Raw genomic sequence first — 24304 nt, forward strand, 5'->3', positions numbered from 1 at the left:
GATGTTTTCCGCCTTATTTTCACGCTCCGCGGCTTCGGCCGCGGATTTCTCGCATCTGCAGCAGGCCAGTATTACCTTTCGCGACGTGGTTAAACGCTACGGCGATCATCAGGTACTTAACGGCGTTAATTTAACGGTCAATCCCGGCGAAGTGGTGGCGATCCTCGGGCCATCAGGATCGGGTAAATCAACGCTGATCCGCCTGATCAACCAGCTTGAATCGTTAAGCGGCGGCGAGATCCTCATCGATGGCAAACCGACCCGCCGCCTGACCGGCAGCGCGCTGCGCCAATTGCGCAGCCGGATCGGCTTCGTTTTTCAACAGTTCAATCTCTACGCTCACCTGACGGCGCAGGAGAATATTACCCTCGCGCTGGAGCGCGTGCACGGCTGGCAACACGATGCCGCCCAAAAGCGGGCGCTGGAATTACTCACCCAGGTCGGCCTCACGGATAAAGCGCGGCAGATGCCCGCTCAGCTCTCCGGCGGCCAGCAGCAGCGCGTCGCCATCGCCCGCGCCCTTGCCTCCTCGCCGCAAATCATCCTGTTCGATGAACCGACCTCGGCGCTGGATCCGGAGATGATCGGCGAAGTGCTGCAGGTGATGAAAGCCCTGGCCCACAGCGGTATCACCATGGTGGTGGTCACTCACGAGATGCAGTTTGCCCGCGAAATCGCCGATCGGGTGGTGTTTATCGACGGTGGCGAAATCCTCGAAACCGCGCCGCCGGCGGAATTTTTCGCCCGCCCGCAGCATGCGCGTACCCGCCGTTTTCTGCAGAAGGTGCTCGACCCGCTGCATCAGGAGAGCATTGAGTGATGGCGATTCTCGACTGGCATGGCGTGCTCAGCGGGCAGCCGCTACAGTGGATAATCTCCGGCTTCCTGACCACCGTCTGGGTTAGCGTCGCCGGGATGCTGCTGGCCACCGCGCTGGCGGTGCTGCTGCTGGCCCTGCGTCTCGGCGGCGGACGCCCCGGCCGCTGGCTGGTGGCGGCGTGGGTATCGCTGTTTCGCAATACGCCGCTGCTGGTTCAACTGCTGTTCTGGTACTTCGCCGCCTGGAACCTGCTGCCGCTGGCGGCGCGCGATTTTATCAACGACTCCCATAGCTGGTCGATTCTACCGGGCGACGTCTGGTGGCTGACGCCGGAATTTCTCTGCTCAATGTGGGGGCTCGGCGTATTTACCTCGGCATTTCTGGTGGAAGAGATTGCCGCCGGACTGCGCGCCGTCAGCCACGGCCAGCGCGAAGCGGCGCTGTCGCAGGGATTTAGCCCGTGGGGTGAATTACGTTTTATTCTGCTGCCGCAGGGGCTGGCCAACGCCTGGCAGCCGATTGTCGGCCAGTACCTGAACCTGATGAAACTCTCTTCGCTGGCCAGCGGTATTGGTTTTGCCGAGCTCACCTACCAGGTACGGCAAATCGAGAGCTATAACGCCCACGCGCTGGAGGCCTTTGCTATCGGCACAGTGCTGTATCTGGCGCTGGGTATTGTTATGGGACTGGCGCTGACGCGCTTCGGTCCGGGATATCGTCAGCCACGGAGCGCACAACATGAACGCTAACCTCGCGGTGATCGCCGACAACCTTGATTATCTGCTGTGGGGACGACTGGCGGAAGGCCAGCCCGGCGGCGTGGCGCTCACCTTGTTGATGGCCATCGGCGCGACCGCGCTGGCGCTACCGGGTGGTATTCTGCTGGCCTGCGCCGCCTGGCGCTATGGCGGAGCGGTCCGTCGTCTGCTGTTCCTGTGGGCGGAAATTATTCGCGGTATCCCGCTGATCTTCGTTATTTTCTGGCTGTGGTATCTGCTGCCGATGCTGACCGGCGGCGATCTGCCGGGCGCGGTGACGGTCACGCTGGCGCTGGCGTGGTTCACCGCCGCCTCGGTGATGCACTCGGTGCTGGCGGGGCTGCGCGCCCTGCCCGGCGGCCAGCATGAAGCGGCGCTGACGCAGGGATTCGCCCCCGGCCAGACGCTACGCTTAATCCTGCTGCCGCAGGCGCTGCGCAACGTCCAGCCGTCGCTGGTCGGCATTTTTATCGGCCTGCTGAAAGACACCTCGCTGGCGTTTATCGTCAACGTGCCTGAACTCACCACCGTCGCCGGGCAGGTCAATAACCGGGTGCAAATCTACCCGCTGGCGATATTCGTCTTTACCGGCGCGGTTTACTATTTACTGTGCTGCGCCCTCAGCCAGCTGGCGAGCCGCCGTTTTACCAGGCGTAGCGCTGACAGGCGCTTCGCAGCCGATTGAGAAACAGCCGGGCATTGGCGGTGAGCGCCGATTTTTGCGACCATACCGCGCAATACTGCGCCGCCGGGAGCGTGGATACCGGCAGCGTGACCAGCTTATCGCCAAGCTGCAGCGGCTGGCTCATGGCGCGCGCGACGATGGTCAGATAATCGGATTCCAGTACCATCTGCAAGCCGACAATCACCGAGTCGGTGCGTAGCGGGGTAATCGACACCTGGCGATAAAAATGAATCAGCTCGTTTTGTAGCTGCTGGTAGTAGCCCATCGGCGACTCCGGCAGCAGCCAGCGGGCTTTACGCAGCGCCAGCAGATCGCTTTCGTGCGCCAGCGGATGCCCCTTGCGCGCGATAACGCAGAACGGCGCGGTAAACAGCGGTTCCAGCATCACCCCTTCCGGCGGATGCATCGGGTCGACCGATCCGATCGCCAGGTCAATCTCTCCGCTGCGGACGCCCGGCAGCAGCGACGAAAGCTGCCCCTCTTTCACCGTCATCTGTACCTGCGGCAGCGCCTGCTTAAATCCTTCGGCCACCTGCGGAAACACCGTCAGGGCAATCAGCGACGAAAAGCCGACCGTCAGCCTACCGTGGGTGACATGGTTTATCTGTTCCACCTCATCCGCCGCGCGCCGCAGCTCCTCCAGCACCCACTCCGCGCGCTGTAAGAAAGCGATTCCCGCTTCGGTCAGGGCGACGCCTTCTTTGCTGCGCAGAAAAAGTTGCGTGCCGAGGATTTGCTCCAGCTCACGTAATGTCCGGCTCAGCGCTGGCTGCGATTGCCCCAGTTCACGCGCCGCTGAGCGGATGCTGCCGCTACGCGCCACCTGCCGTAGCGCCTGCAGCTGGTTCAATTTGGGAAGATATTTCACCGCTCACCCCTATCAGAAAAAAGCATCACCTATAGAAAAATTATATCTTCCCGCCGCGCGGGTAAAGCCTGAGGATGCAGTGGGGGGATTTCCCACGACAACACATGCAACCATGAGACACCGGGCGGAAAAAAATGAAAAGTCAGTCTCAGATGATCTTCTTACTGTTTATCGGCTACGTGGTCGTTTATATCGACAAAACCGTCACCGGCTTCGCGCTGCTGCCTATCGAAAAGGAGTTCGGGCTTAACGCCGAGCAGTTGGGCTACATTACCGGCATCTTTTTTCTCGCCTATTCGCTGTTTCAGGTTCCGGCGGGCTGGCTTAACGATCGCATTGGCTACAAAACCATGCTGGTGCTGTCGCTGGCGGCGCTGGGGATCTTCGCGCTGTGCTTCGGCCTGCTGGGAGCGAGCTTCGGCCTGTTGCTACTATTCCGCTTTCTGTCGGGCGTCGGCCACTCCGGCTATCCCTGCTCCTGCGCCAAGGCGGTGGTAAGCAACTTCACTCTTGAACAACGTACCTTCGCCCAATCGATATTGCTGTCGTCAGCGGGACTGGCGATGACCATTGGGCCGATTATCGCTGTTAACGCGCTGGCGCTGCTCGGCTGGCATCTGTCGTTCACCGTACTGGGGATCGTTGCCTGCGCTATCGCCCTACTGATCGCCCTGCGCGTGCCGCGCCGACAGCCGACGGCGGTGGTCGCGAAACAGAGCGCCGCTGGCGCCGCCCTGTGGCGTAACCCCACGGTTATCCTGCTCTTTCTGGCTATCTTTTGCGTCAATATTCCCAGCTATGGCCTGATGGCCTGGCTGCCGAAGTTTTTTGTTCAGAGTATGGGAATGTCGCTTTCTGCATCCGGCTACGTGGTGGCCGCGGGGGGGCTGGGGATCTGGATCTCATCGCTCGGTACCGGCTGGCTGGTGGGCAAATATTTTCTTAATCGCGAACCGCTGGTGATTGCCATCAGCGCGCTAATCAGCGCCGTGGCGATCTTCGCCATCTTCCACGCCCGGACGCCGCTTATCGCCAGCCTGCTGCTGTTTATCGGCGAAATTTTCCTGATGTCGACCTTCGTCACCGCCTTTACCCTGCCGATGAAGCGCCTGCCGGAAAATATGATGGGCTCGGCCATCGGTCTGATTAATACCGGTGGTACCCTCGGCGGCTTTGTCTCGCCGATCGTCATTGGCTATCTGGTGGAGAAAACCCACGGTTACGCCAGCGCTTTCCTGTTTCTTTCACTGGCGATGGTTTGCTCCGCGCTGGCGGTGCTGCCGCTCATGAAACGTAAAACCGTCGTCAGTCAGCCCGTTATTGATTGAAGGAGTCACTGATGCAACACGCCACTGAACAATTCATTTCCGCCGCGGCCGAGGAAGCGCTGCGCTGGCGTCGCCATATCCACGCCCATCCGGATCTGTCGTTTAACGAGAAGCCGACCGCCGATTATATCGCCCGCGAGCTGGCGCTATTTTCCGGCCTCGAGATAAGCCGCCCGCTGGAAAATAGCGTGATTGCCGTGCTGCGCGGCGCGCATCCTGGGCCAATGTGGGCGCTGCGCGCCGATATCGATGCCCTGCCGCTACAGGAAGAGAGCGGTGAAGCATTCTGCTCAACGAAGCCCGGCGTAATGCACGCCTGCGGTCACGACGCGCATACCGCGATGCTGATGGGGGCGGCGAAAGTCTTGTGCCAGCTTCGCGAACAGCTGCACGGCAGCATTAAATTCATCTTCCAGCCAGCGGAAGAGGTGCCGCCGGGCGGCGCGCGTGAGCTGGTTGAACTGGGCGTGGTTGACGACGTTGAACATATTTTCGGCCTGCATGTTTTCCCCACCAGCCCGGTTGGCGTGATAACCCTGAAAGAGGGAGTGTACGTCGCCTCCAGCGATAACTTTGATATCACCATTCGCGGCAAAGGCGGCCACGGCTCTATGCCGCAGCACTGTATCGATCCGGTGACCATCGGCGCGGAAGTGGTCGGCGCGCTGCAGCAGATCGTCGCCCGCAATATCGACCCGGGCAACGCGCCGGTGCTGACTATCGCCACTTTTCAGGCCGGCGATAGCTATAACGTGATCCCCGACAGCGCGCGTCTGGCCGGGACGCTGCGTACCCATAGCCAGCAGGTGCGCGAGGCGGTACCGCCGCTGATGGCGCGGATTATCGACGGCATCACCGCCGCCCACGGCGCCAGCTACGAAATCAAATGGCAGCAGGGCTATGCGGTGGGAAACAACCACGACGCCACCAATCATATCGCCCGTGAAGCTATAGCCCGCCATTTCCCGGCAGGCACGCTACAGCTGCAGGATAAGGCGCTATTCGGCAGCGAGGATTTCTCCTCCTATCAGGAAAAAGTACCGGGCACCTTTCTGTTTATCGGCTGCGGCAATGCGCAAAAAGGGGCGACGTGGAACGTGCACAATCCGCATTTTCGCATCGACGAAGATGCGCTGGCGGTCGGCATTAAGACCCATATCGCGCTGGTGAGTCAGTTGCTGAACGAGGTATAAATCAGGCGATTGCCCGGCTATTTCACCGGGCAATCATTGCTGATTTTAATAAATTTCTCGTTATAGATGATGTAGTGGTTGCCGGGTTTACGCAGCGACGGCTGGCGAACGACATCGCCGGGGCGCAGATACCAGGCGTCCCCCTCCTCTTCCGTGGTGTCGCATCCCGGTTTGATCAGCAGCTTAAACCAGGTATTGCCGGTATTACTGACGCTTCCCGCCGCTTTATCGAACGCCCATTTAAACTGAACCTGCCGCGGACGCACCACCAGAATGGTATCCATCACCACCACCGGCTCCATGCTGATCTGCCCGCCCGCCGGGGCGCGCATCACCAGGTTGCGGGTGGGAATTTCGCGAAACGAGACCCGATAGTAGCGTTCGCGGTTATCCTTCGGCCCGTGATAATAGAACTTAAAATATTCGCTTTCACCCGCCTGCAGCGTCAGCTGGCGCGGGGCGAACAGCAGTTCGCCGTCCGCCGGGCGGGCACGAACCTCATGACCGCCGGGCCGGTCGATACCCACCACCGACACCCGATACAGCCGCGCGCTTTTATTGTTGTTGATAACCCTCTTCGCCGCAAACTCAGCGTCAGAGGCCAGCGAAAAGGTCAGATTACCGACAGAAATCGCCTGCACCAGCGGCGCGGCCAGCAGCCACAGGCTCGCCAGCGTCAGCTTAATTAATGTTACGCCACGTCGCCTGGACATGAATCTCTCCTGAAGCGCTGACCTCGCCAAACCAGCCGTTGTCGGTGATGGTGCGCAGCGAGATAGGATCGTCCATAGCAATCGAGAAGCGCACCGTCGTTTTATCCATCTGCCCCACATCGCCGGAAATATCAGTCCACGGCGTGGTCAGCCATAGCGCATCGGTCATGTCGTGCCAGCTATCGTCGCAGCCGGCGTCGTAACTTTTCGTCGCCCCGCTTTGGGTAATGAAAGAGAGCGACGCCGGAAACGGCACCTGCGCGGTACCGTCCGTCGAGCTAAACAGGCAATACGAGCGCCCGCTAATCGCCTGTGACGGGCCGGTCACTTTAATCAACACCTCATCGGCGGCGGTTTTGCCGCTGGTGGTGACGATGTAGCCGAAATCCAGCGCCGGTTCGCCGCTGCCGACGTAACCCTCACGCGTAGGCGCCGAGGTGTACTCATCGGAGATAATGCTGATGCTGAAATCACGCGGTTTGATAATCAGGCTATTGGATGTCGAGAATTCATACCAGCCGGATTCCGGCGAAGTGGTGTTATAAAAACGGAAGTTAAACAGATCTTTGGTGTTAATGTCGCTAATGCCCAACGCCACCATCTGCTTGAAAAAGTTACTGGAGAAGAAGACATAGATAGAATCAGAGCTCTTCATCTCGTTAAAAGTGTAATACTGCAGAATGCCGTTGACTGGTTTCCATGAGTTACCATCAAGACTGAACTGCATATCGTAGTTACCTACCGCCGATGCCAACGCAGAGTTACTGATAGCCGGGAAAATGTGAATCGAGCTGTTGCTTAATCCATTAGTTTGCAGCGTATAGTTAACCATTTTGCAGCTTAAACCGGAGCGAGAACCAATCGTTTGTGTACGGCAATCGGCATTGCCTTCACCCAGCGTGGGCACGCCGTCGCTGTTGATAAACACTTCCGCCAGTGAGTGGGTGTTTATCAGGCGTAAGTGCCCCGCTTTGGTATGGGTTACGTCGCGGATATACCAGGTACCTGACGCCTGATCTTTACAACGCTCGCCTTTGCTCGCATCGTAAGCGACCGATGTCTGGCAGGAATTAATCGTCATCGTAAAACTACCGCCGATCGGCATCTGCTGCAGGTATTGATAAAAGGCATCGGACATCATCCCGTGACGCCATTTCGTCCCGCTCCCCGTTGAGACGCCGTAAAATCCATTAGCATCTGTTGACTGGGGTAAAATCAGGCTGGTTGCCAGATCGCATCCCGAGTACCAGTTAATACACCGTAAACCCAGTAAAGGGTGAGAGACCGGCGCATTATCCAGCCACATATCAAACCGGTAATTAGCGGAGATCCCATGGTTGTGACCATCATCGATATAACCCAGACTGACCTGACGGTACGCGGTATCGCCAGAACCGGTTGATTTTAACCCGGTCCAGCGGTTTGAGCCGGTCAGGCGGGGATCCAGCGCGCCGCCAGGGGTGACAAAGAAGTTGTCATCAGAGTTGTTCTCGACAAAGACAAATTCGCGCGCCGGAGCAGCGGCTTCAGAATATTTTGTCACCGCCGCCTTAGCGTTCATCGCCAGCGGCGCAATCGTCAGCGTCGCCAAAGCGAGTAGCCACTTAGCTTTCATTACCTTCTCCTGTCTGCTGCACCGCCGCCCATGAAGAGAGACCGCTGCATACCACGTCCCCTACCCACACCGCGCCGCGCGCCTGGCTGAGCTCCAGCGCCACTTCACAGGTTTTATTTCCGCCGTAGCTAAAATCGATGGTGGGATATTTTTTATCGACATCCATGACAAATTCACCGTTCTCATCGGTACGGGTGCGTCCGATATGGTTATTAATGCGCGCGTTCGCCAACAGCGTGCCGTCTTCGGCGCGGATGCGCCCGGAGACGGTGACCATCTGCTTCACTTCCGGCTCGATCACCGCCACGTTACCGGGATAAAGCGTCAGGTGGCTCTTACGGCCGCTGACAATGTCGTAGCTGTCGATCGAGTTTTTACTGTTCTGCAGTTCGACTTCATAGCGGCTGTACGGCGACAGCGGCAGGTAGTTGCGTTTACCGCTGAGCTGCACGATGCGCCCGTTAACCTTAGCGCTGAGCTTGCCGTCGTCTTCCAGGCCGGTATTGAAGATCACTCCGGCGTTGCCGTCGGTTCGCCCGCTGGCGGCGATGTTTTTCCCCTGCCAGCCGACGCTGCCGCTGGCGGTCAGGTTGGTGTTCACGTAGCCGTCGGCGCCGCTGTTAACGTTCAGTGTGCCGTTGGTGTAGCGCGTTTCGAACTGCGTATAAGCGCCGCCGCTTAAGGTTTTGTCGTCGCCGGTATCGCCGGAAATCGCCCGCGAAATATTGGCGCCGACGGTTCGAATCGCCCCTTCATTAAACTGCTTACGCGCCGAAATGTTGGCCATGGTATAGCCGTTCTGGTGGGTCATCCCGGCGCTGAACCAGTTGCCCAGCGGCAGTGATAAATCGAGGGCGATATATTTCCCGGTGTTGGCGTTGCTATCGCCGTTGTTATAGCGCTGTAAGCCCGCGCGCAGGCCTAGCGAGCCAAAAGAGCCGCTATAAATCGTCTGGTAATAATCCGCCGTGTAGTAATGGCTGTTGTAGCGGCGGTCATCGTTGTAGCTGATGCTGAAAGTGCCTAGTTTTGACCACAGGGCGTTCAGGTTCAGCGTGCCGCCGATCGCCCGGTTATCGGCATCGCTGCGGCGCAGCTTATCGCCGATAACGGTCTTTTCCTGGTTAATCCACAGCGAGCTAAAGCCGCCGGGCAAGGTGGCGCTAACGCTGCCGATACTGCTCCAGGAGCTGTCGCTGGCCAGCATGTTTTGCAGGTTGATATTCACCGCCTCGGTTAGCGGCAGCGTAATGCGCGTTTCGCCGACGGCGTTACTATCGTAGCCGTAGCCGGTGGCCGCCCAACTGAGCGTACTCAGCGATCCGGAAGCCGACGCCCCCGCCAGCCAGCTCTCTTTCGCCGGCTGCGTCTTTTTGCCGCTTTCCGACCAGCGGTCCATATGGAAACTGCCGCCCCATATTTGCCAGGCCAGCGGCGCGCCCGCGCCGCGTCCGCGAGTAAACAGCTTGTTGACGCGTTGGGTGCGTTTGCTGACCACTCTTCCGTTGACGATAACTTCGACGTCAACGTCGTAAATACCGTACGGCAGGCCTCGGGTATCAACTTCATGATTACCCATGACGAAGTTCTGCACGCTTAACAGGCGCCCATCGCGCATCAGGTGGACCTCGCCTGCCGCCGGTAAGAATGCCACCACCGGCGTCGCCGACTGGCTGTTGTCAAATACCGTAGAGCTGGCCTGGTTTCCCCACGACGCGCCGTAGATTTTACCGGCCGAAATCGCGGTCATCGGCCCCAGCGATTGTAAGTTCCAGGTATCCAGCATCCCGCCGGCAAAACGGTGCCCGGCGAAGTCGCGCTCGTACATCGCTTTATACAGTTCATTGTCCTGGTGGCTGGTGCCGATACCGTACAGCGAGCCGTCGAGCACCACGTGATGCTCGCGCAGCGCGCTAACGCTATTGAGTGACAGATAGCTGGAGGTATTGCTGCCGCCGCTACGCATCTGGTTGTTGTAGACCCCGAGGTTATAGGTGAGGTTATTACTGAAAGTTTTAACGCTCGACTGGCCAATATCCTCGCTGCGCGACCGCAGCACGGTTCCCAGCGCCTCACGTTTCACCACCAGTTGCAGCAGCAGCTGGCGCAGACTAAGTTGCAGCTGCGCGGCATCGGTTAAGGGGATCTTCAGCGCGTCGTTGAAAGCCTCATTGGATAAACGGCTGAGCTGTTGACGCGTCTCGTCGCTGACGCGAGCGTTGTCATCGCCCTCTTCAAGGGTGATTTGCCGGACCCGCAGCACATCGCCATCAAGCCAGATATACGCGGCGCCGATACGCTGATCGTTTTGATTATCGCGGCTGCCTTCAAGATGAATAAACAGAGGAATGCTCATGCCGTCCTGCAAAGCCTGGCTGAAAGCCTGCGGGATAATCACGCCGCCGATTTGCTGCACGCGCTCGGCGGCCATGCTGTCGCTATAAGGCGCCAGCAAAAGAACCATGCCGGAGGCAAGTAGCGCGTTCAGTCCAGGGGTGATCCGTCGTAAAGGCATAGTCTTAATCCATCAGCACACATGTCTATTTCACGGGAACAAACTGCTCGCCCTGCCAGAGCGCGACCCGTCCTTTTTTGTCAGCAATATTGACGCGCGTGAAGCGACGCGATTTCCCCGGCATCAGGTAGTAGTTTTCTTTGCACTCTTTGCCATCGGCGATTTTCAGACACGGGCCGTAGGCGATAATGCGCAAGGTGGCGTTACCGGTATTGGTCAGCGTGTCGCCGGCAAACTGATAGCGAAAATTAGCCTGACGCGGCGCCACCACCAGAATGGTGCCGATGCGGGCTGAAGCGGTGGCCACGGCGCTGCGCTGGGAGCCATTGCGCTGGGCATCGCTTAAGGCCTGATCGAACCAGACAATGCGGTAGTAGCGCTCTTTATCATCCGCCGGGCCTTTGTAGAAAAAGCGCACCACTTCACTGGCCTTTGCAGGCAACAACAAACTGGCGGGGGTCAGCAGGATTTCGTCCTGTTTATCCATCGGGATAACCTTGCCGCCTTCCAGCGGTGAAGAGAGACGTTCCAGATGAATGTTGATTAAGCGGCCGCTATCGGTGGTATTTTTGATCTCTTTACTTAGCGTGCTGCTGCCGCTGTTCATAAAGGAAGAGATATCGCCGACATCCAGCGCCAGCGCCGGATTCGCCAGCCCCAGCAGCAGGCCAATGGCCAGAAGATGTTTTTTCATAAGCGTTCAGTCCTTGAAGAGGCAGGGGGAGTCCCCCTGCCCGGTGCTACGAGAAAATCAGCTGGTCCAGGTGGCGTCGAACTGCACGCTCACGTCACCGCTCCAGATCCCTTCCGGCAGCGTGCTGTAATCGGTTACCGCGGTGGCGCCGTCGGTGGTACCGCTGATGATGGAGAAGTTAAAGCCGTCCTGCGCGGTGGTGCGGCCTGCGGTGTTGTAGCCGTTAGACAGCGCGCTGAGGTTGCCGCCCAGCACGCCGTTAGCGGTGTCGATCATAATGGTGTCAGCAGTCTTCTCTACCGCGACGCCGTTATAATCCACGCCCACGTTCAGCGTTGAGCCGGAGGTATCCAGCTGGGTCAGCGTGTTAGTGATAAGACGTGAAGTCAGTTTGAAGGCAGTCGCCGTGGTATCGCCTTCAACCGCAACATCAAACAGACCTTTTTGTGAGTTAAAGCCCTTAATCCCTTCGGCATACTGGAAAGCCAGGCTGCCAAGCGGGGTAACAACCAGTTTGCTTGAAGTGTCTTTTTTCGCGGTTGCAGACCAGGTAGCCACGGCCTGAGCAGTAACATCAGCAGCCTGAGCAACACCCATTCCAGCAAACGCCGTTACCAGAGCAATAGCAATAACCTTTTTTTTCATAGCTTTTTCATCCTGAGTTTAATTAAGGACAAGTCGTCCCGGTGTACCACTAAATAAACGTTACATAACTAATTTATAAATTTTCGAATACAGCTTGGCCTCAGCATTTCGCCGATGGGTGTAAATAGTTTTCACACTGCAATTTTCAATTCTGGCGATAGATTTCGGATGCATTCCCTGGGCCGTCATTCTGATCACCGTCATTTCCCGGTCAGTAATTTTTTCTTTCTTAATATCTTTGCGCAGAAACCGTCCATTAATTACATAGGCCAGTTCTTTTCTTATATCGCGCGCGAGGTCGACATACACCACGCCGCGAATATCACCGTTGTAATACCAATAATTGGCTAACGCTTCTGACTTTCTCGCGGCAATCAAAATGATTTGTTTGCCCTTGGCCTTAGCTAACCAGTCGTTGTCATAGCGAATAAAGTAATTTAATGCATTAGTACTCAGATTGATAAACAAAAAGTCCTTACATATTTTATCCAATGACAAATAAAGAAGCTCTTCAATGTCTAAAATGAGTTCCGATAAGCCTTTTAAAAAATAAGTATCATGTGCTGGCCAAATACACTTATCAAGGGAGCATTGATCGTCCATATACTGTTTATCCTCTTCATCCTGGAAATACTACCTTTCACCCCATTGCCGATAGCCAGGCCTGCAGAGGCTAAACCTGCAATTAACCCCTGTTGAAATTATTTATAATAAAATACCAGCGCCATTATTTAATCATTAATAATGCCGAAATTATTTATCGATTTATATTTTTTGTTGGATTCAAATTTAGGTTTTTTCTGATTAAGTGTCAACAAGCAGGATGTGAAGCTAATTCTCATTTATGTCAATTTTTTGCTTTTTGGCGAAATCCTATTTTTTGCTCAAAAACAAAAAACATTTAATTTCATGTGGTTATTGATCGAAAATTCCTACAATCCTAATCGGTTATTATATAGTCCAGGATCATAACCCTATTTCATTAGGAATATTCTTAATAGATAAGATAAATGACGTTGCGAAAAATCTTAATAACACACAAAAGTAAGAATATAATACCATAAAATAGCAAATTATAAGACGATCAACCCATTCATAAGCTGCATGAATGGTTTTAAGCACCGCACAAAATGCCTAAACATAAACAAAAAAACCGCTTGCAGAGGACTATTAATCCCATGAAAGAATGATATCTAAGAGAATGAGATTAGTTCTCATATTTCTTTCTTATTTGCTCTCATTTTCATTAGTGTAGCCCATCACGCTATGTTTGCCGCTGGCATGTTTCTTTTACCTTGCAGATAAGCGTTTCATCACGCTTTCATTATTTTTTCGCCTTACCGTCATCGAAAGTTCACACAAAACGCGATTAATAGTGACCAGTTTATGACGAACCAGGACACTCTTATGAACAGCTCTCTTGCCGCGGTGGCGGAAACCGAATTTTCGCTAATTACGCCCATCGCCCCAACCCGGCAGCGGAAAGTCTTAAGCGTGCGCAACCTGAGTAAATCTTATAATGCGCAGCAAACCGTTCTCGATAACATCAGCTTTGACCTCCATGCCGGCGAGCTGGTGGGAGTGATAGGCCGCTCGGGAGCCGGGAAATCCACCCTGCTGCATGTCCTGAACGGCACTCACAGCGCCACCGGCGGTGAAATTCTCAGCTTTCCGGAAGTTGGTATGCCGCATGATGTTTCACGCCTGAAAGGACGCGCGCTCAATGCCTGGCGCAGCGAGTGCGGGATGATTTTCCAGGATTTCTGCCTCGTACCGCGTCTTGATGTGCTGACTAACGTACTGCTCGGTCGCCTGAGTCAGACCTCAACCCTGAAGTCGCTGTTTAAGGTTTTCCCCGACGCCGACCGGGCACGCGCCATCTCTCTTCTCGAGTGGATGAATATGTTGCCGCACGCCCTACAGCGGGCGGAAAACCTCTCCGGCGGCCAGATGCAGCGCGTAGCGATTTGCCGCGCCCTGATGCAAAACCCCGGGATCCTGCTGGCGGATGAACCCGTCGCCTCGCTCGATCCCAAAAACACCCAGCGAATTATGAACGTACTGCGGGAAATCAGCGGCCAGGGGATTAGCGTGATGGTCAACCTGCATTCGGTCGAACTGGTCAAAGAGTACTGCACGCGGGTGATTGGCGTCGCCAAAGGCCGCATCATTTTCGACGATCATCCCGCACGGCTGACTCAGGATGTCCTGCATCAGCTGTATGGCGATGAAATTAGCCAGTTGCATTAATTTCCTTTAGTTAAAAACACACGGGCAAAATAATGAACAAACATATTAATGGCGCAGTTCGTTTATCCGCAGCAATCGCAGCTCTGTTACTGACGTGGCAAGCGAGCGCCGCTGAACAGCCAAAGGAATTAAATCTGGGGATCCTCGGCGGTCAAAACGCCACGCAGCAAATTGGCGATAACCAATGCGTTAAACAGTTTCTTGATAAAGAGCTGAAGGTCGATACCAAATTACGTAACTCATCCGATTATTCCGGCGTCATTCAGGGACTGCTGGGCGGTAAAGTCGATGTCGTATTAAGTATGTCGCCTTCTTCTTATGCCTCGGTCTATATCAATAACCCGAAAGCCGTCGATATTGTCGGTATCGCCGTTGATGATAAAGATCATTCCCGCGGCTACCACTCGGTGGTCATCGTCAAAGCTGACAGCCCGTATAAAACGCTGGACGATTTAAAAGGCAAAGCTTTTGGCTTCGCCGACCCGGATTCCACTTCCGGTTATTTAATTCCGAACCACGCCTTTAAACAGAAATTCGGCGGCGACGCGGACAACAAATACAATAACTTCTTCTCCAGCGTCACCTTCTCCGGCGGCCACGAGCAGGACATTCTCGGCGTACTGAACGGCCAGTTTGCCGGCGCGGTCACCTGGACCTCAATGGTCGGCGACTACAACAGCGGCTACAGCGTGGGCGCTTTTAATCGCCTGATTCGTATGGATCATCCGGATCTGATGAAGCAAATCCGGATTATCTGGCAATCGCCGCTGATCCCGAACGGCCCGATCCTCGTGAGCAATGCGCTGCCGGCGGACTTCAAAGCCAAAGTCGTCACCGCGCTTAAAAAACTGGATACCGACGATCACGCCTGTTTTGTGAAAGCGATGGGCGGAACCCAGCACATCGGCCCGGGCAGCGTGGCCGATTTCCAGCAGATCATTGATATGAAACGCGAGCTGGTTAGCGCGCGTTAATCCCGCACCGATGCCGCCGCCCGCAAGTCAATGCGGACGGCGACGCTACGTTAAAGACCTTTTCGCCGCATGAATAATACCTATACCGAATTCGAACGTTACTACCAGCAGGTCAGGACGCGGCAAAAGCGCGATACCTTCGGCTGGTCGCTGGTGCTGCTGGCGCTCTACTTTGCCGCCGGGCACGCCGCCGAGTTTAATCTGTTCACCATCTGGCGTTCTCTGCCAAACTTTCTCGACTATATGTTCGAGACGCTGCCGACGCTGCATCCGGGCGTTCTGTTAGCCGATTCTCATACCAAAGGTTCGCTGGCGTACTGGGGCTATCGCCTGCCGATTCAGCTACCGCTGATTTGGGAGACGCTGCAGCTGGCGCTGGCTTCCACGCTGGTGGCGGTCGCGGTAGCGACCATACTGGCTTTCCTCGCCGCCAATAACGCCTGGTCACCCGCGCCGCTACGCTTCGCCGTTCGCGTGCTGGTAGCCTTTTTACGCACCATGCCAGAGCTTGCCTGGGCGGTCATTTTCGTCATGGCGTTCGGTATCGGGGCGATCCCCGGTTTTCTGGCGCTGATGCTGCATACGGTTGGCAGCCTGACCAAACTGTTCTATGAAGCGGTGGAAAGCGCGCAGGATAAACCGGTGCGCGGGCTGGCGGCCTGCGGAGCATCGGCGCTGCAGAAGGTGCGCTTTGCCCTGTGGCCGCAGGTGAAACCGATTTTTCTCTCCTACGGCTTCATGCGCCTTGAGATTAACTTCCGCTCATCCACCATTCTTGGTCTGGTGGGCGCCGGCGGGATTGGCCAGGAGCTGATGACCAACATTAAGCTCGATCGTTACGATCAGGTCAGCATGACGCTGCTGCTGATCATTATTGTGGTGTCGCTGCTGGATATGCTTTCCGGCCGCCTGCGCCAGTGGGTTCTGGAGGGGAAAAAATGAGTCAATGGCAACATCAACCGGATATCGCCGCCAGCCGCCGCCAGCATCAGACGCTGTATAAGACCCAGGGGCGATACCTGCGCTATGTCGGCCTGCTGGCGCTGGCGAGCGTACTTTATTACGCCTGGTTCTTTATGCAGTTCGGTATTAGCAGCGAACAACTGGCGACCGGTCTACAGCAGATGGGACGCTATCTGCTACGGATGTTCGTCTGGCACGACTTCTGGAACTGGCCGTTTGCCTATTACTTCACGCAAATCGCCATTACGCTTGCTATCGTCTTCGCCGGGACGATTACCGCGACGGTCATCGCGCTGTTGCTGTCATTCCTGGCCGCGCGCAATATTATGCGCGGCGTGATTCCCGGCATTATCGCCATGTTGATGCGCCGCTTGTTCGACATGCTGCGCGGTATCGATATGGCTATCTGGGGTCTCATTTTCGTGCGCGCCGTAGGGCTTGGGCCGCTGGCCGGGGTACTGGCGATTATTATGCAGGATACCGGCCTGCTGGGCCGCCTGTATGCTGAAGGCCACGAGGCGGTAGACCGTTCGCCTGGCCGCGGCCTCACCGCCGTCGGCGCTAATGGTCTGCAGAAACACCGCTTCGGCATTTTCACCCAGTCGTTCCCGACTTTCCTGGCGCTGAGTTTATATCAGATTGAATCCAATACCCGTTCCGCCGCGGTGTTAGGTTTTGTCGGTGCAGGCGGGATTGGCCTTATCTACGCGGAAAATATGCGTTTGTGGAACTGGGACGTGGTGATGTTTATTACCCTGTTGCTGGTGGCGGTGGTCATGGTGATGGATACCCTCTCCGCCTGGCTACGCCGCCGTTATATTGGCGGCAACGTGGTGCCGTTGTATCAAAGTCAGCAATAACCCCCTCCCCCGGTGGCGCTGCGCTTACCGGGGCTACGAATCAGGGAAAACGTCTCGTTATTCGAGCCGCCACGCCAGCACCGGCCAGCCGTGTCGGGCGTTGGCTGCCAGCAGCTGCGGACACGGGTTGACCAACCGCACGCGATCCGCATGCAGGCACAGGGGCAGGTCGTTTATCGAATCGGTATAAAAAGTGACTTCGCCAGCATAGTCAGGATGCGCCTCGCGCCACTGCGCCAGGCGCGTCACTTTACCCTGCTGATAGCTCGGGGTACCGGCAATCACACCGCTGTAGCCGCCATCCGCCATTTCAACATCAATACCCAACGCCTGTTCAATCCCCAGCTCGGCGGCTATCGCCTGCACCAGCAGCGTTACCGAGGCGGAGATCACCAACATTTTTTCCCCTCGCGCCTGTAGGGTCCGAATAACGTCCCATGCCTGCGGGTAGACCCGCGGCAACACCTTTTCGCGCACGAATCGCGCCACCAGCGTATCCACCTGCGCCAGGGGGATGCCAATCAGCGGCGCCTGAATCAGCGCGACATAATCGGCGATATTCATTTCCCCGCGGTCGTAATCCGCCATCAGCAGCGCTTCGCGCGCCAGATATTCCGGGTCGCTCACCCAGCCTTCGCGCACCATAAACTGGCTCCACAGCGTACTACTGTCCCCTTTAATCAGGGTGTTATCCAGATCGAAAATCGTCACAGCATTAGACATCGGTCATTTTCCATAATCAGCAATATAAGCCTGCGAGAGCATGTATAAAGAAGATGACAGGAGCATGATCCGGCTGCGTTTCAGCCTACCCCGCCAAAAACCATCGCCAGCAGCACCAGTAGCAATAGTAGCGGGTAGATCCGCACGTGCCAGCGATCGGGAAGTTTTGCCAACCAGCGCGATGCGCCCCGCAATCCCAGCCAGCTCCCGGCCACCAGCAGTCCGGCCGCCAGCCACCAGATATTACCGATGAAACCGGAGGGCAGCGTCGCCATCGGCGCCATCAGCAGCCACGCCAAGCTGGCGGTCGCCGCCAGCGGCAGCGTCAGCAGGTTGGCCATCGCCGCGGCCTGCGCCATCGTCGCGCCACGCCGGCGCATCAGCGGCACGGTCATCACGCTGCCGCCAACGCCAAGGAAGGCGGCAATCAGGCCAATCCCGCCGCCAAGGATAGTCTCGCGCCCTGCACTCGACGGTGCGCAAGCCGTCGACGGCGCCATAAAGCCGGGGCGAACGTAGCAATCCACGATGGTCACCGCCAGGTACAAAATGAACAGCCAGCGGATCCACTCGCCGTTGACCCTCAGCGCCAGCGCCGCGCCGGCAATACCGCCGATGGCGATGCCGCCAAGTATCGGCAGCAGGGAGCGCCAGTGAACCGTTCCGGCGCGCAGGTGACGGCCGCTTGCCAACAGCGACGTGCACAGCATCACCAGCGCCGACGTCGCCACCGCTATTTGCATCGCCTGACCGCCTACTGCGCCCTGATGACTCAGCAACAGGTAAAGCAGCGGCACGGTAACAAAGCCGCCGCCGAAACCAAACAGCCAGGTGGTTATCCCGGACAACAGTCCGCAAACAAAAAGCCCAAATATCATCTACCGTTCCTCCATTCAGGGAGGTAACGATATAGAATAGCGGAATGGCTGACTTACGATTAATGGCCAATATATTACGATTTTCAGCCAGGGGAGTATGCATGCGTAATATCGCGATTAACGAAGTCGATCATCTGCCGCGCCGGGTATTGGGTCTGGGGAGCGATTATCCGCCTGACACCCTTTTACCGCGCCATCATCACCGGCGAGCGCAGTTTCTTTATGCCGTGAATGGCTTGATGAAAGTCGAAACCGATGACGGTCAGTGGCTGGTGCCGCCGTTCAGCGGCGTATGGATACCCGCTAATAAACCGCATCGCGTCTGGATGCCGGGCGTGAGCACCCATAGTCTGTATATCGAACCGCAGGACGCGCCGCGCGCCGGCGTGCGCTGCGAAGTGTTGCAGGTTTCGCCGCTGCTGCATCAACTGCTGCTGACCGCCTGCCAGCTGCCGCTGTTGTATGAAGAGAGCGGACATGATGCGGCGCTTATCGCCCTATTACTGTTTGAACTGCAGGCCGCCCCGCCGCTGCCGATGTTTACGCCGCTACCGCAACATCCGCGGCTGGCTGAACTATGCAGCGCGTTTCTCCTTCAGCCGGAGATTCACAGTACACCGGAGCTGTGGGCCAAAAAGATGAGTCAAAGCCTGCGCACCTTCAACCGCCGCTTTTTGCAGGAGACCGGGATGGCATTTCGCGACTGGCGTCATAAAGCCTGCCTGATGTACGCTCTCACCGCCCTGCGAGAAGGCCGTAGCATTACCGACGTGGCGTTAAGCCTTGGCTATGAGCATCCGGCGGCGTTTACTGCCATGTTTCGCAAAGCGATGGGCTATGCGCCAGCCTCTTTTATCCGCCATCTTAAAGGAGGAACGCCTGCCTCTCGCACCAGATAAATAAGAACATCCTGATTCTGGCCTGTTATATTTTGATTTAGATAGTAAACATTTATTAATAAATAAAATCACCGCGTTTACTATCTGAAAAATGTGCTTATTACGGTACCGGCGAATTTATGCCTGCAGTACGTAAGTTTTCGTAAATTTTGCGTTTCATCATTCTGACGTTTCCCTGAATACGCTATAAATGGCGACGGTCGATCCCTAACATGAAAATAACGACATGAAGCCCAAACTCACCCACGCTTTATTACTTGTTCCTTTATTGATTTTGGCAGGATGTTCATCTTCCCCAAAAAAACCGCCCAAGGCGGTGGCGCAGCATCATTACGAGCCAATCGACAGCGGCTCCGACGATCTGATACCGGTGCTGGCAGCCCTGCACGATCAGATGCACACCTGGGACGGCACCCCTTACGAATGGGGCGGCACCGACCAGAGCGGCGTCGACTGTTCCGGCTTTGTCTGGCGTACGCTGAAGGACCGCTTTAATCTGCCAATGGACCGCGTGACCACCGGCGATCTTCTGCATATGGGAGTGCGCGTTAGCAAGCAGCAGCTGCGGCCTGGCGATTTAGTCTTCTTCCGCATTCACGGCGGCATGCACGTCGGTTTCTACGATACCAACCACAATTTCCTGCACGCCTCCGCAAGCCAGGGCGTCATGCGTTCGTCGCTGGATAATCCGTACTGGAACCGCGTATTTTATCAGGCGCGGCGCTTGCCGAAGGAATATAACGCGCAGATCACCATGAATAACGACAATCTGCATCTGGCGAAAAACCGCTAATCCTGACAAATAAAAACCGCGGCGCTCAGGGCCGCGGTTTTTATTTTTCTTGCGCTCAGTTTTATCAGAACTGATAGGTCATCCCCAGCGCGACGATGTCATCATCGTTAATACCGAGCTTATTATCGCTCTTCAGCTGGTTAATTTTGTAATCCACAAAGGCGTTCATGTTTTTGTTGAAGTAGTAGGTCAGGCCGACGTCAATATAGTTGACCAGGTCTTCGCTGCCGACACCCTCAATATCCTTGCCTTTCGACAGTACATAGCCCAGAGACGGACGCAGACCGAAATCGAACTGATACTGGGCGACCGCTTCAAAGTTCTGCGCTTTATTCGCAAAACCACCGCTGATCGGGGTCATTTTGCGGGTCTCAGAGTACATTGTCGCCAGGTAGATATTGTTGGCGTCGTACTTCAGGCCGGTAGCCCAGGCTTCCGCTTTGGAACCCTGGCCGCGCGCCAGCAGGTTCTGATCGTTGGTACGGTCAGAGCTGGTATAAGCCGCGCTGACGGCGAAATCACTGCCGCCGAAATCATAGCTTAAAGAGGTGCCGAACCCGTCGCCATTCTGTTTTTTCGCTTCGCGGCCTTCGTTTTTCCCCTGGTATTGCAGGGTCATATTCAGACCATCGACCAGGCCGAAGAAATCGGTGTTGCGGTAGGTCGCCAGGCCGCTGGCGCGTTTGGTCATGAAGTTATCGGTCTGCGCGGAAGAGTCGCCGCCGAACTCCGGGAACATATCGGTCCAGGCTTCAACGTCGTACAGCGCGCCGAGGTTACGACCATAGTCAAATGATCCAAACTCTTTTAACTTCACGCCGGCAAACGCCAGACGGGTTTTCTGCGAGGAATCGCTTTCGGTTTTATTGCCGGAGAATTCGGATTCCCAGCGGCCATAACCGGTCAGTTGATCGTTGATCTGCGTTTCGCCTTTGATACCGAAGCGAACGTAGGTCTGGTCGCCATCCTTGCTGTCATAATCGCTGAAGTAGTGCATGGCTTTCACTTTGCCGTACACGTCCAGTTTATTGCCGTCTTTATTGTATACTTCCGCTGCCTGTGAAGCCGAAGAAGCAACAAAACCCATCATCATTAATGCCAGTGAACGCTTTTTCATTATGTGGTCCTGGTGATTTATTTACACGCGCTTATCAATTCCGGGCGAAGCCCCGTCAAAAACTGGAGGTTTTTTAACGCTGTAGTGTTAAATATTTATGACGAAATGGAACTTTTTATAAAAAAGAATGTTTAAATATTTCCGTCATAAATATGTCACCTTGCCTGCGCAGAATGCCCGATCCGCGCAATAAAATGGCTTGACCAATACGCCAGCAGTTGGCAAGCGGCCTGACTCCTGTTACAACATCAGCTCGATCTCGATATTCCTTTTGAACGGCAGAAAATCATGAGTGATAGCCAGACGCTGGTGGTAAAACTGGGCACCAGTGTTTTAACGGGCGGATCCCGCCGCCTGAACCGCGCCCATATCGTTGAGTTAGTGCGCCAGTGCGCGCAGCTGCATGCCATGGGGCACCGCATTGTGATTGTGACTTCCGGGGCCATCGCCGCCGGACGTGAACACCTCGGCTACCCTGAACTGCCCGCCACCATTGCCTCAAAACAGCTGTTGGCGGCAGTCGGCCAAAGCCGTCTTATCCAACTGTGGGAGCAGCTTTTCTCTATTTACGGCATTCATGTCGGCCAGATGCTGCTGACCCGTGCCGATATGGAAGATCGCGAGCGGTTCCTCAACGCCCGCGATACCCTGCGCGCGCTGCTGGATAACAATATTGTGCCGGTCATTAATGAGAATGACGCCGTCGCCACCGCTGAAATCAAAGTCGGCGACAACGATAATCTTTCCGCCCTGGCGGCCATTCTCGCCGGCGCCGATAAACTGCTGCTGTTGACCGATCAGCCGGGGCTCTTTACCGCCGACCCGCGCAGCAATCCGCAGGCCGAGCTTATCAAAGATGTCTACGGCATCGATGACGCGCTGCGCGCCATCGCAGGCGATAGCGTTTCCGGCCTCGGCACCGGCGGCATGGGCACCAAACTGCAGGCCGCGGACGTCGCCTGTCGCGCTGGCATCGATACTATTATCGCCGCCGGCAACCGCCCGGACGTTATCGGCCACGCGATGGAAGGCCTGCCGGTGGGCACCTGTTTCCACGCTCAGGAATCACCGCTGGAGAACCGCAAACGCTGGATCTTCGGCGCGCCGCCGGCCGGTGAAATCACCGTCGATGCCGGGGCGACCCAGGCTATTCTGGAAAGAGGAAGCTCATTGCTGCCAAAAGGCATCAAAACCGTCAGCGGGAATTTCTCCCGCGGCGAAGTTATCCGAATCCGCAGTAGCGAAGGCCGCGATATCGCCCACGGCGTGAGCCGCTATAACAGTGACGCCCTGCGCCTGATCGCCGGGCAGCACTCGCAGCAAATCGATGCCATCCTCGGCTATGAATACGGCCCGGTGGCCGTCCATCGTGACGATATGATTACCCGTTAAGGAGCTGAAAATGCTGGAACAAATGGGCATTGCGGCCAAAGCGGCCTCTTACCAACTCGCGCTGCTATCCAGCCGCGAGAAAAATCAGGTTCTGAACAAGATTGCTGATTATCTGGAAGCGCAGACCGAAGAGATCCTGCGCGCCAACGCCGAAGACCTCAGCGACGCCCGTGCCAACGGTCTGAGCGACGCGATGCTCGATCGCCTGGCGCTGACGCCGGCGCGCCTGCGCGGCATCGCCGATGACGTGCGTCAGGTGTGTAGCCTGGCGGATCCGGTCGGCCAGGTGATTGACGGCGGTCTGCTGGATAGCGGCCTGCGTATCGAACGTCGTCGCGTGCCGCTGGGAGTGATCGGCGTGATTTATGAAGCGCGGCCGAACGTGACCGTCGATGTCGCCTCTCTGTGCCTGAAGACCGGCAACGCGGCTATTCTGCGCGGCGGTAAAGAGACCTGGCGCACCAACGCCGCGACGGTGAAAGTGATTCAACAGGCGCTGCAGGAGTGTGGCCTGCCGGCTGCCGCGGTGCAGGCAATCGAGAGCCCGGATCGCGCGCTGGTCGGCGAAATGCTGAAGATGGATAAATACATCGATATGCTGATCCCGCGCGGCGGCGCAGGCCTGCATAAGCTGTGCCGCGAGCAATCCACCATCCCGGTAATCACCGGCGGTATCGGCGTGTGCCATATTTTCGTCGACGATTCCGCCGAGATCGCACCGGCGCTGAAGATCATCGTTAACGCCAAGACCCAACGCCCGAGCACCTGCAATACCGCTGAGACGCTGCTGGTACACCGTAATATCGCCGATACCTTCCTGCCTGCGCTGAGCAAACAGATGGCGGAGAGCGGCGTGACGCTGCATGCCGATCCGGCCGCCCTGCCCCTTCTGCAGCACGGTCCGGCGAAGGTGGAGCCGGTGAAAGCGGAGCAGTACGACGATGAGTATTTATCGCTGGATCTGAACGTGAAAGTTGTTGCCGATCTCGATGAGGCGATTGCCCATATTCGTGAGCACGGCACCCAGCATTCCGATGCCATTCTGACGCGTACCCTGCGCCATGCGAATCGCTTTATTAATGAAGTGGATTCGTCGGCGGTATACGTTAACGCTTCTACCCGCTTCACCGACGGCGGCCAGTTCGGCCTCGGCGCGGAAGTGGCGGTCAGCACCCAGAAGCTGCACGCCCGCGGGCCGATGGGTCTTGAAGCGCTGACCACCTATAAGTGGATTGGCTTCGGCGACGATACCATTCGTGCTTAACGCTAAGCGGGTGATGCAAAAGTAGCCGTTTGATTCGAAAGGGCATTGACGCATCACCCACTTAGTTTTAACCTTCTACCCCGTGCTTCACGCAGGTGAACGCGTCCTTTCAGGGCCGATATAGCTCAGTTGGTAGAGCAGCGCATTCGTAATGCGAAGGTCGTAGGTTCGACTCCTATTATCGGCACCATCTAATAAAATCAATCACTTAGCGTAAAAAATCTAACGGATTGTATCTTCAATTATCATCCTTGATAACTCTTGGTAAATGCTTTTGCGTTGTATCGGCTCAAGTATTGTACAACGTACTGGCGGGTAGTTACCAGGCTCAAGCCCGAACAGCATTAGAAATTTTGC

At 56.2% G+C, this 24304-nt stretch carries 23 protein-coding genes and 1 tRNA gene; 14 read left to right on the forward strand and 10 right to left on the reverse strand.

Annotation, left to right across the window (positions count from 1 at the left end; translation table 11 throughout):
• Window position 1: 1 nt before the first annotated feature.
• Genes ABLV78_RS19960 through ABLV78_RS19970 form a run of 3 tightly spaced genes read left to right on the forward strand, consistent with a single transcriptional unit; the run spans window position 2 to window position 2263 of the window.
• Window positions 2-820 carry an amino acid ABC transporter ATP-binding protein gene (locus ABLV78_RS19960; protein ID WP_045391007.1) on the forward strand — a complete coding sequence of 273 codons (819 nt, stop codon included), beginning with the start codon at window positions 2-4 and terminating at the stop codon, window positions 818-820.
• Entirely contained in the window at window positions 817-1569 is a 753-nt protein-coding gene (locus tag ABLV78_RS19965; protein WP_165430626.1) for an amino acid ABC transporter permease, read from the forward strand. Before ABLV78_RS19960 ends, ABLV78_RS19965 begins: the two co-directional genes overlap by 4 nt.
• Window positions 1559-2263, forward strand: a complete 705-nt coding sequence (locus ABLV78_RS19970) for an amino acid ABC transporter permease (protein ID WP_045391012.1) — start codon at window positions 1559-1561, stop codon at window positions 2261-2263. Before ABLV78_RS19965 ends, ABLV78_RS19970 begins: the two co-directional genes overlap by 11 nt.
• On the opposite strand, the gene ABLV78_RS19975 is transcribed toward ABLV78_RS19970, so the two are convergent.
• Window positions 2223-3131, reverse strand: a complete 909-nt coding sequence (locus ABLV78_RS19975; RefSeq protein ID WP_045391015.1) for a LysR substrate-binding domain-containing protein — start codon at window positions 3129-3131, stop codon at window positions 2223-2225. The genes ABLV78_RS19970 and ABLV78_RS19975 overlap by 41 nt on opposite strands.
• A 134-nt stretch (window positions 3132-3265) precedes the next feature.
• Here ABLV78_RS19975 and ABLV78_RS19980 point away from each other — a divergent pair, with 134 nt between their 5' ends.
• Together ABLV78_RS19980 and ABLV78_RS19985 are read left to right on the forward strand one after the other, a co-directional pair.
• Entirely contained in the window at window positions 3266-4459 is a 1194-nt protein-coding gene (locus tag ABLV78_RS19980) for an MFS transporter (RefSeq protein WP_045391018.1), read from the forward strand.
• An 11-nt stretch (window positions 4460-4470) separates the two neighbouring features.
• Window positions 4471-5652 carry an amidohydrolase gene (locus tag ABLV78_RS19985; RefSeq protein ID WP_047046001.1) on the forward strand — a complete coding sequence of 394 codons (1182 nt, stop codon included), beginning with the start codon at window positions 4471-4473 and terminating at the stop codon, window positions 5650-5652.
• Between the two features lie 17 nt (window positions 5653-5669).
• Here ABLV78_RS19985 and ABLV78_RS19990 read toward each other — a convergent pair whose 3' ends face one another.
• Genes ABLV78_RS19990 through ecpR form a run of 6 tightly spaced genes read right to left on the reverse strand, consistent with a single transcriptional unit; the run spans window position 5670 to window position 12437 of the window.
• Window positions 5670-6365: a fimbrial biogenesis chaperone gene (locus tag ABLV78_RS19990; RefSeq protein ID WP_047046004.1), complete on the reverse strand. Its 696-nt coding sequence runs from the start codon at window positions 6363-6365 to the stop codon at window positions 5670-5672.
• Window positions 6334-7926, reverse strand: coding sequence for a fimbrial adhesin EcpD (gene ecpD, locus ABLV78_RS19995; RefSeq protein WP_226473673.1), 1593 nt, complete (start codon window positions 7924-7926; stop codon window positions 6334-6336). The genes ABLV78_RS19990 and ecpD overlap by 32 nt, the downstream gene beginning before the upstream one ends.
• Window positions 7927-7969: 43 nt before the next feature.
• Window positions 7970-10495, reverse strand: a complete 2526-nt coding sequence (locus ABLV78_RS20000) for a fimbrial biogenesis outer membrane usher protein (protein WP_047046010.1) — start codon at window positions 10493-10495, stop codon at window positions 7970-7972.
• Between the two features lie 25 nt (window positions 10496-10520).
• Entirely contained in the window at window positions 10521-11189 is a 669-nt protein-coding gene (locus ABLV78_RS20005) for an EcpB family pilus assembly chaperone (protein WP_045391028.1), read from the reverse strand.
• Window positions 11190-11246: 57 nt separating this feature from the next.
• Window positions 11247-11834 (reverse strand): common pilus major fimbrillin subunit EcpA, encoded by a 588-nt coding sequence (ecpA, locus tag ABLV78_RS20010; protein WP_348865208.1) that lies wholly within the window; start codon window positions 11832-11834, stop codon window positions 11247-11249.
• A 60-nt stretch (window positions 11835-11894) separates the two neighbouring features.
• Window positions 11895-12437, reverse strand: coding sequence for an ECP biosynthesis operon DNA-binding transcriptional regulator EcpR (gene ecpR / locus ABLV78_RS20015; RefSeq protein WP_047046016.1), 543 nt, complete (start codon window positions 12435-12437; stop codon window positions 11895-11897).
• Between the two features lie 804 nt (window positions 12438-13241).
• Between ecpR and phnC the strand changes: the two genes are divergently transcribed.
• The 4 genes from phnC to phnE (ABLV78_RS20035) all read left to right on the forward strand — a co-directional run bounded on the left by phnC (window position 13242) and on the right by phnE (ABLV78_RS20035) (window position 16881).
• Window positions 13242-14084, forward strand: a complete 843-nt coding sequence (gene phnC / locus ABLV78_RS20020) for a phosphonate ABC transporter ATP-binding protein (RefSeq protein WP_045391032.1) — start codon at window positions 13242-13244, stop codon at window positions 14082-14084.
• Between the two features lie 32 nt (window positions 14085-14116).
• The gene (gene phnD, locus ABLV78_RS20025) at window positions 14117-15058 is read left to right on the forward strand and encodes a phosphonate ABC transporter substrate-binding protein (RefSeq protein WP_047046019.1); all 942 of its coding nucleotides are present in this window, start codon (window positions 14117-14119) and stop codon (window positions 15056-15058) included.
• Between the two features lie 69 nt (window positions 15059-15127).
• Window positions 15128-16000 carry a phosphonate ABC transporter, permease protein PhnE gene (gene phnE, locus ABLV78_RS20030; RefSeq protein ID WP_045391034.1) on the forward strand — a complete coding sequence of 291 codons (873 nt, stop codon included), beginning with the start codon at window positions 15128-15130 and terminating at the stop codon, window positions 15998-16000.
• Window positions 15997-16881: a phosphonate ABC transporter, permease protein PhnE gene (phnE, locus tag ABLV78_RS20035; protein ID WP_047046022.1), complete on the forward strand. Its 885-nt coding sequence runs from the start codon at window positions 15997-15999 to the stop codon at window positions 16879-16881. Before phnE (ABLV78_RS20030) ends, phnE (ABLV78_RS20035) begins: the two co-directional genes overlap by 4 nt.
• A gap of 57 nt (window positions 16882-16938) precedes the next feature.
• Here the strand turns inward: phnE (ABLV78_RS20035) and ABLV78_RS20040 are convergent, their stop codons facing one another.
• Complete coding sequence (locus tag ABLV78_RS20040; RefSeq protein WP_047046024.1) at window positions 16939-17604, reverse strand: HAD family hydrolase; 666 nt, start codon at window positions 17602-17604, stop codon at window positions 16939-16941.
• Window positions 17605-17684: 80 nt separating this feature from the next.
• Entirely contained in the window at window positions 17685-18482 is a 798-nt protein-coding gene (locus ABLV78_RS20045; protein WP_047046028.1) for a sulfite exporter TauE/SafE family protein, read from the reverse strand.
• A gap of 101 nt (window positions 18483-18583) precedes the next feature.
• On the opposite strand from ABLV78_RS20045, the gene ABLV78_RS20050 reads away from it, so the two are divergent.
• Both ABLV78_RS20050 and ABLV78_RS20055 read left to right on the forward strand, forming a co-directional pair.
• A complete protein-coding gene (locus ABLV78_RS20050) occupies window positions 18584-19381 on the forward strand; it encodes an AraC family transcriptional regulator (RefSeq protein WP_047046030.1) in 798 nt (265 codons plus the stop codon).
• A gap of 226 nt (window positions 19382-19607) precedes the next feature.
• Window positions 19608-20174, forward strand: coding sequence for a C40 family peptidase (locus ABLV78_RS20055; RefSeq protein WP_348865209.1), 567 nt, complete (start codon window positions 19608-19610; stop codon window positions 20172-20174).
• Window positions 20175-20238: 64 nt separating this feature from the next.
• Here the strand turns inward: ABLV78_RS20055 and phoE are convergent, their stop codons facing one another.
• Window positions 20239-21291, reverse strand: a complete 1053-nt coding sequence (gene phoE / locus ABLV78_RS20060; RefSeq protein WP_015368078.1) for a phosphoporin PhoE — start codon at window positions 21289-21291, stop codon at window positions 20239-20241.
• 288 nt (window positions 21292-21579) lie between these two features.
• On the opposite strand from phoE, the gene proB reads away from it, so the two are divergent.
• The 3 genes from proB (at window position 21580) to ABLV78_RS20075 (ending at window position 24137) form a co-directional block, all read left to right on the forward strand.
• On the forward strand, window positions 21580-22683 hold the full coding sequence (gene proB / locus ABLV78_RS20065) for a glutamate 5-kinase (RefSeq protein ID WP_015368077.1): 1104 nt from the start codon (window positions 21580-21582) through the stop codon (window positions 22681-22683).
• A 10-nt stretch (window positions 22684-22693) separates the two neighbouring features.
• Window positions 22694-23947: a glutamate-5-semialdehyde dehydrogenase gene (gene proA / locus ABLV78_RS20070; protein WP_047046033.1), complete on the forward strand. Its 1254-nt coding sequence runs from the start codon at window positions 22694-22696 to the stop codon at window positions 23945-23947.
• A 114-nt stretch (window positions 23948-24061) separates the two neighbouring features.
• Window positions 24062-24137 (forward strand) — tRNA-Thr (locus ABLV78_RS20075).
• The last annotated feature ends 167 nt before the right edge of the window (window positions 24138-24304 follow it).

Source organism: Klebsiella sp. CN_Kp075, from assembly GCF_040065055.2.
Taxonomy (GTDB): Bacteria; Pseudomonadota; Gammaproteobacteria; order Enterobacterales; family Enterobacteriaceae; genus Klebsiella; species Klebsiella aerogenes.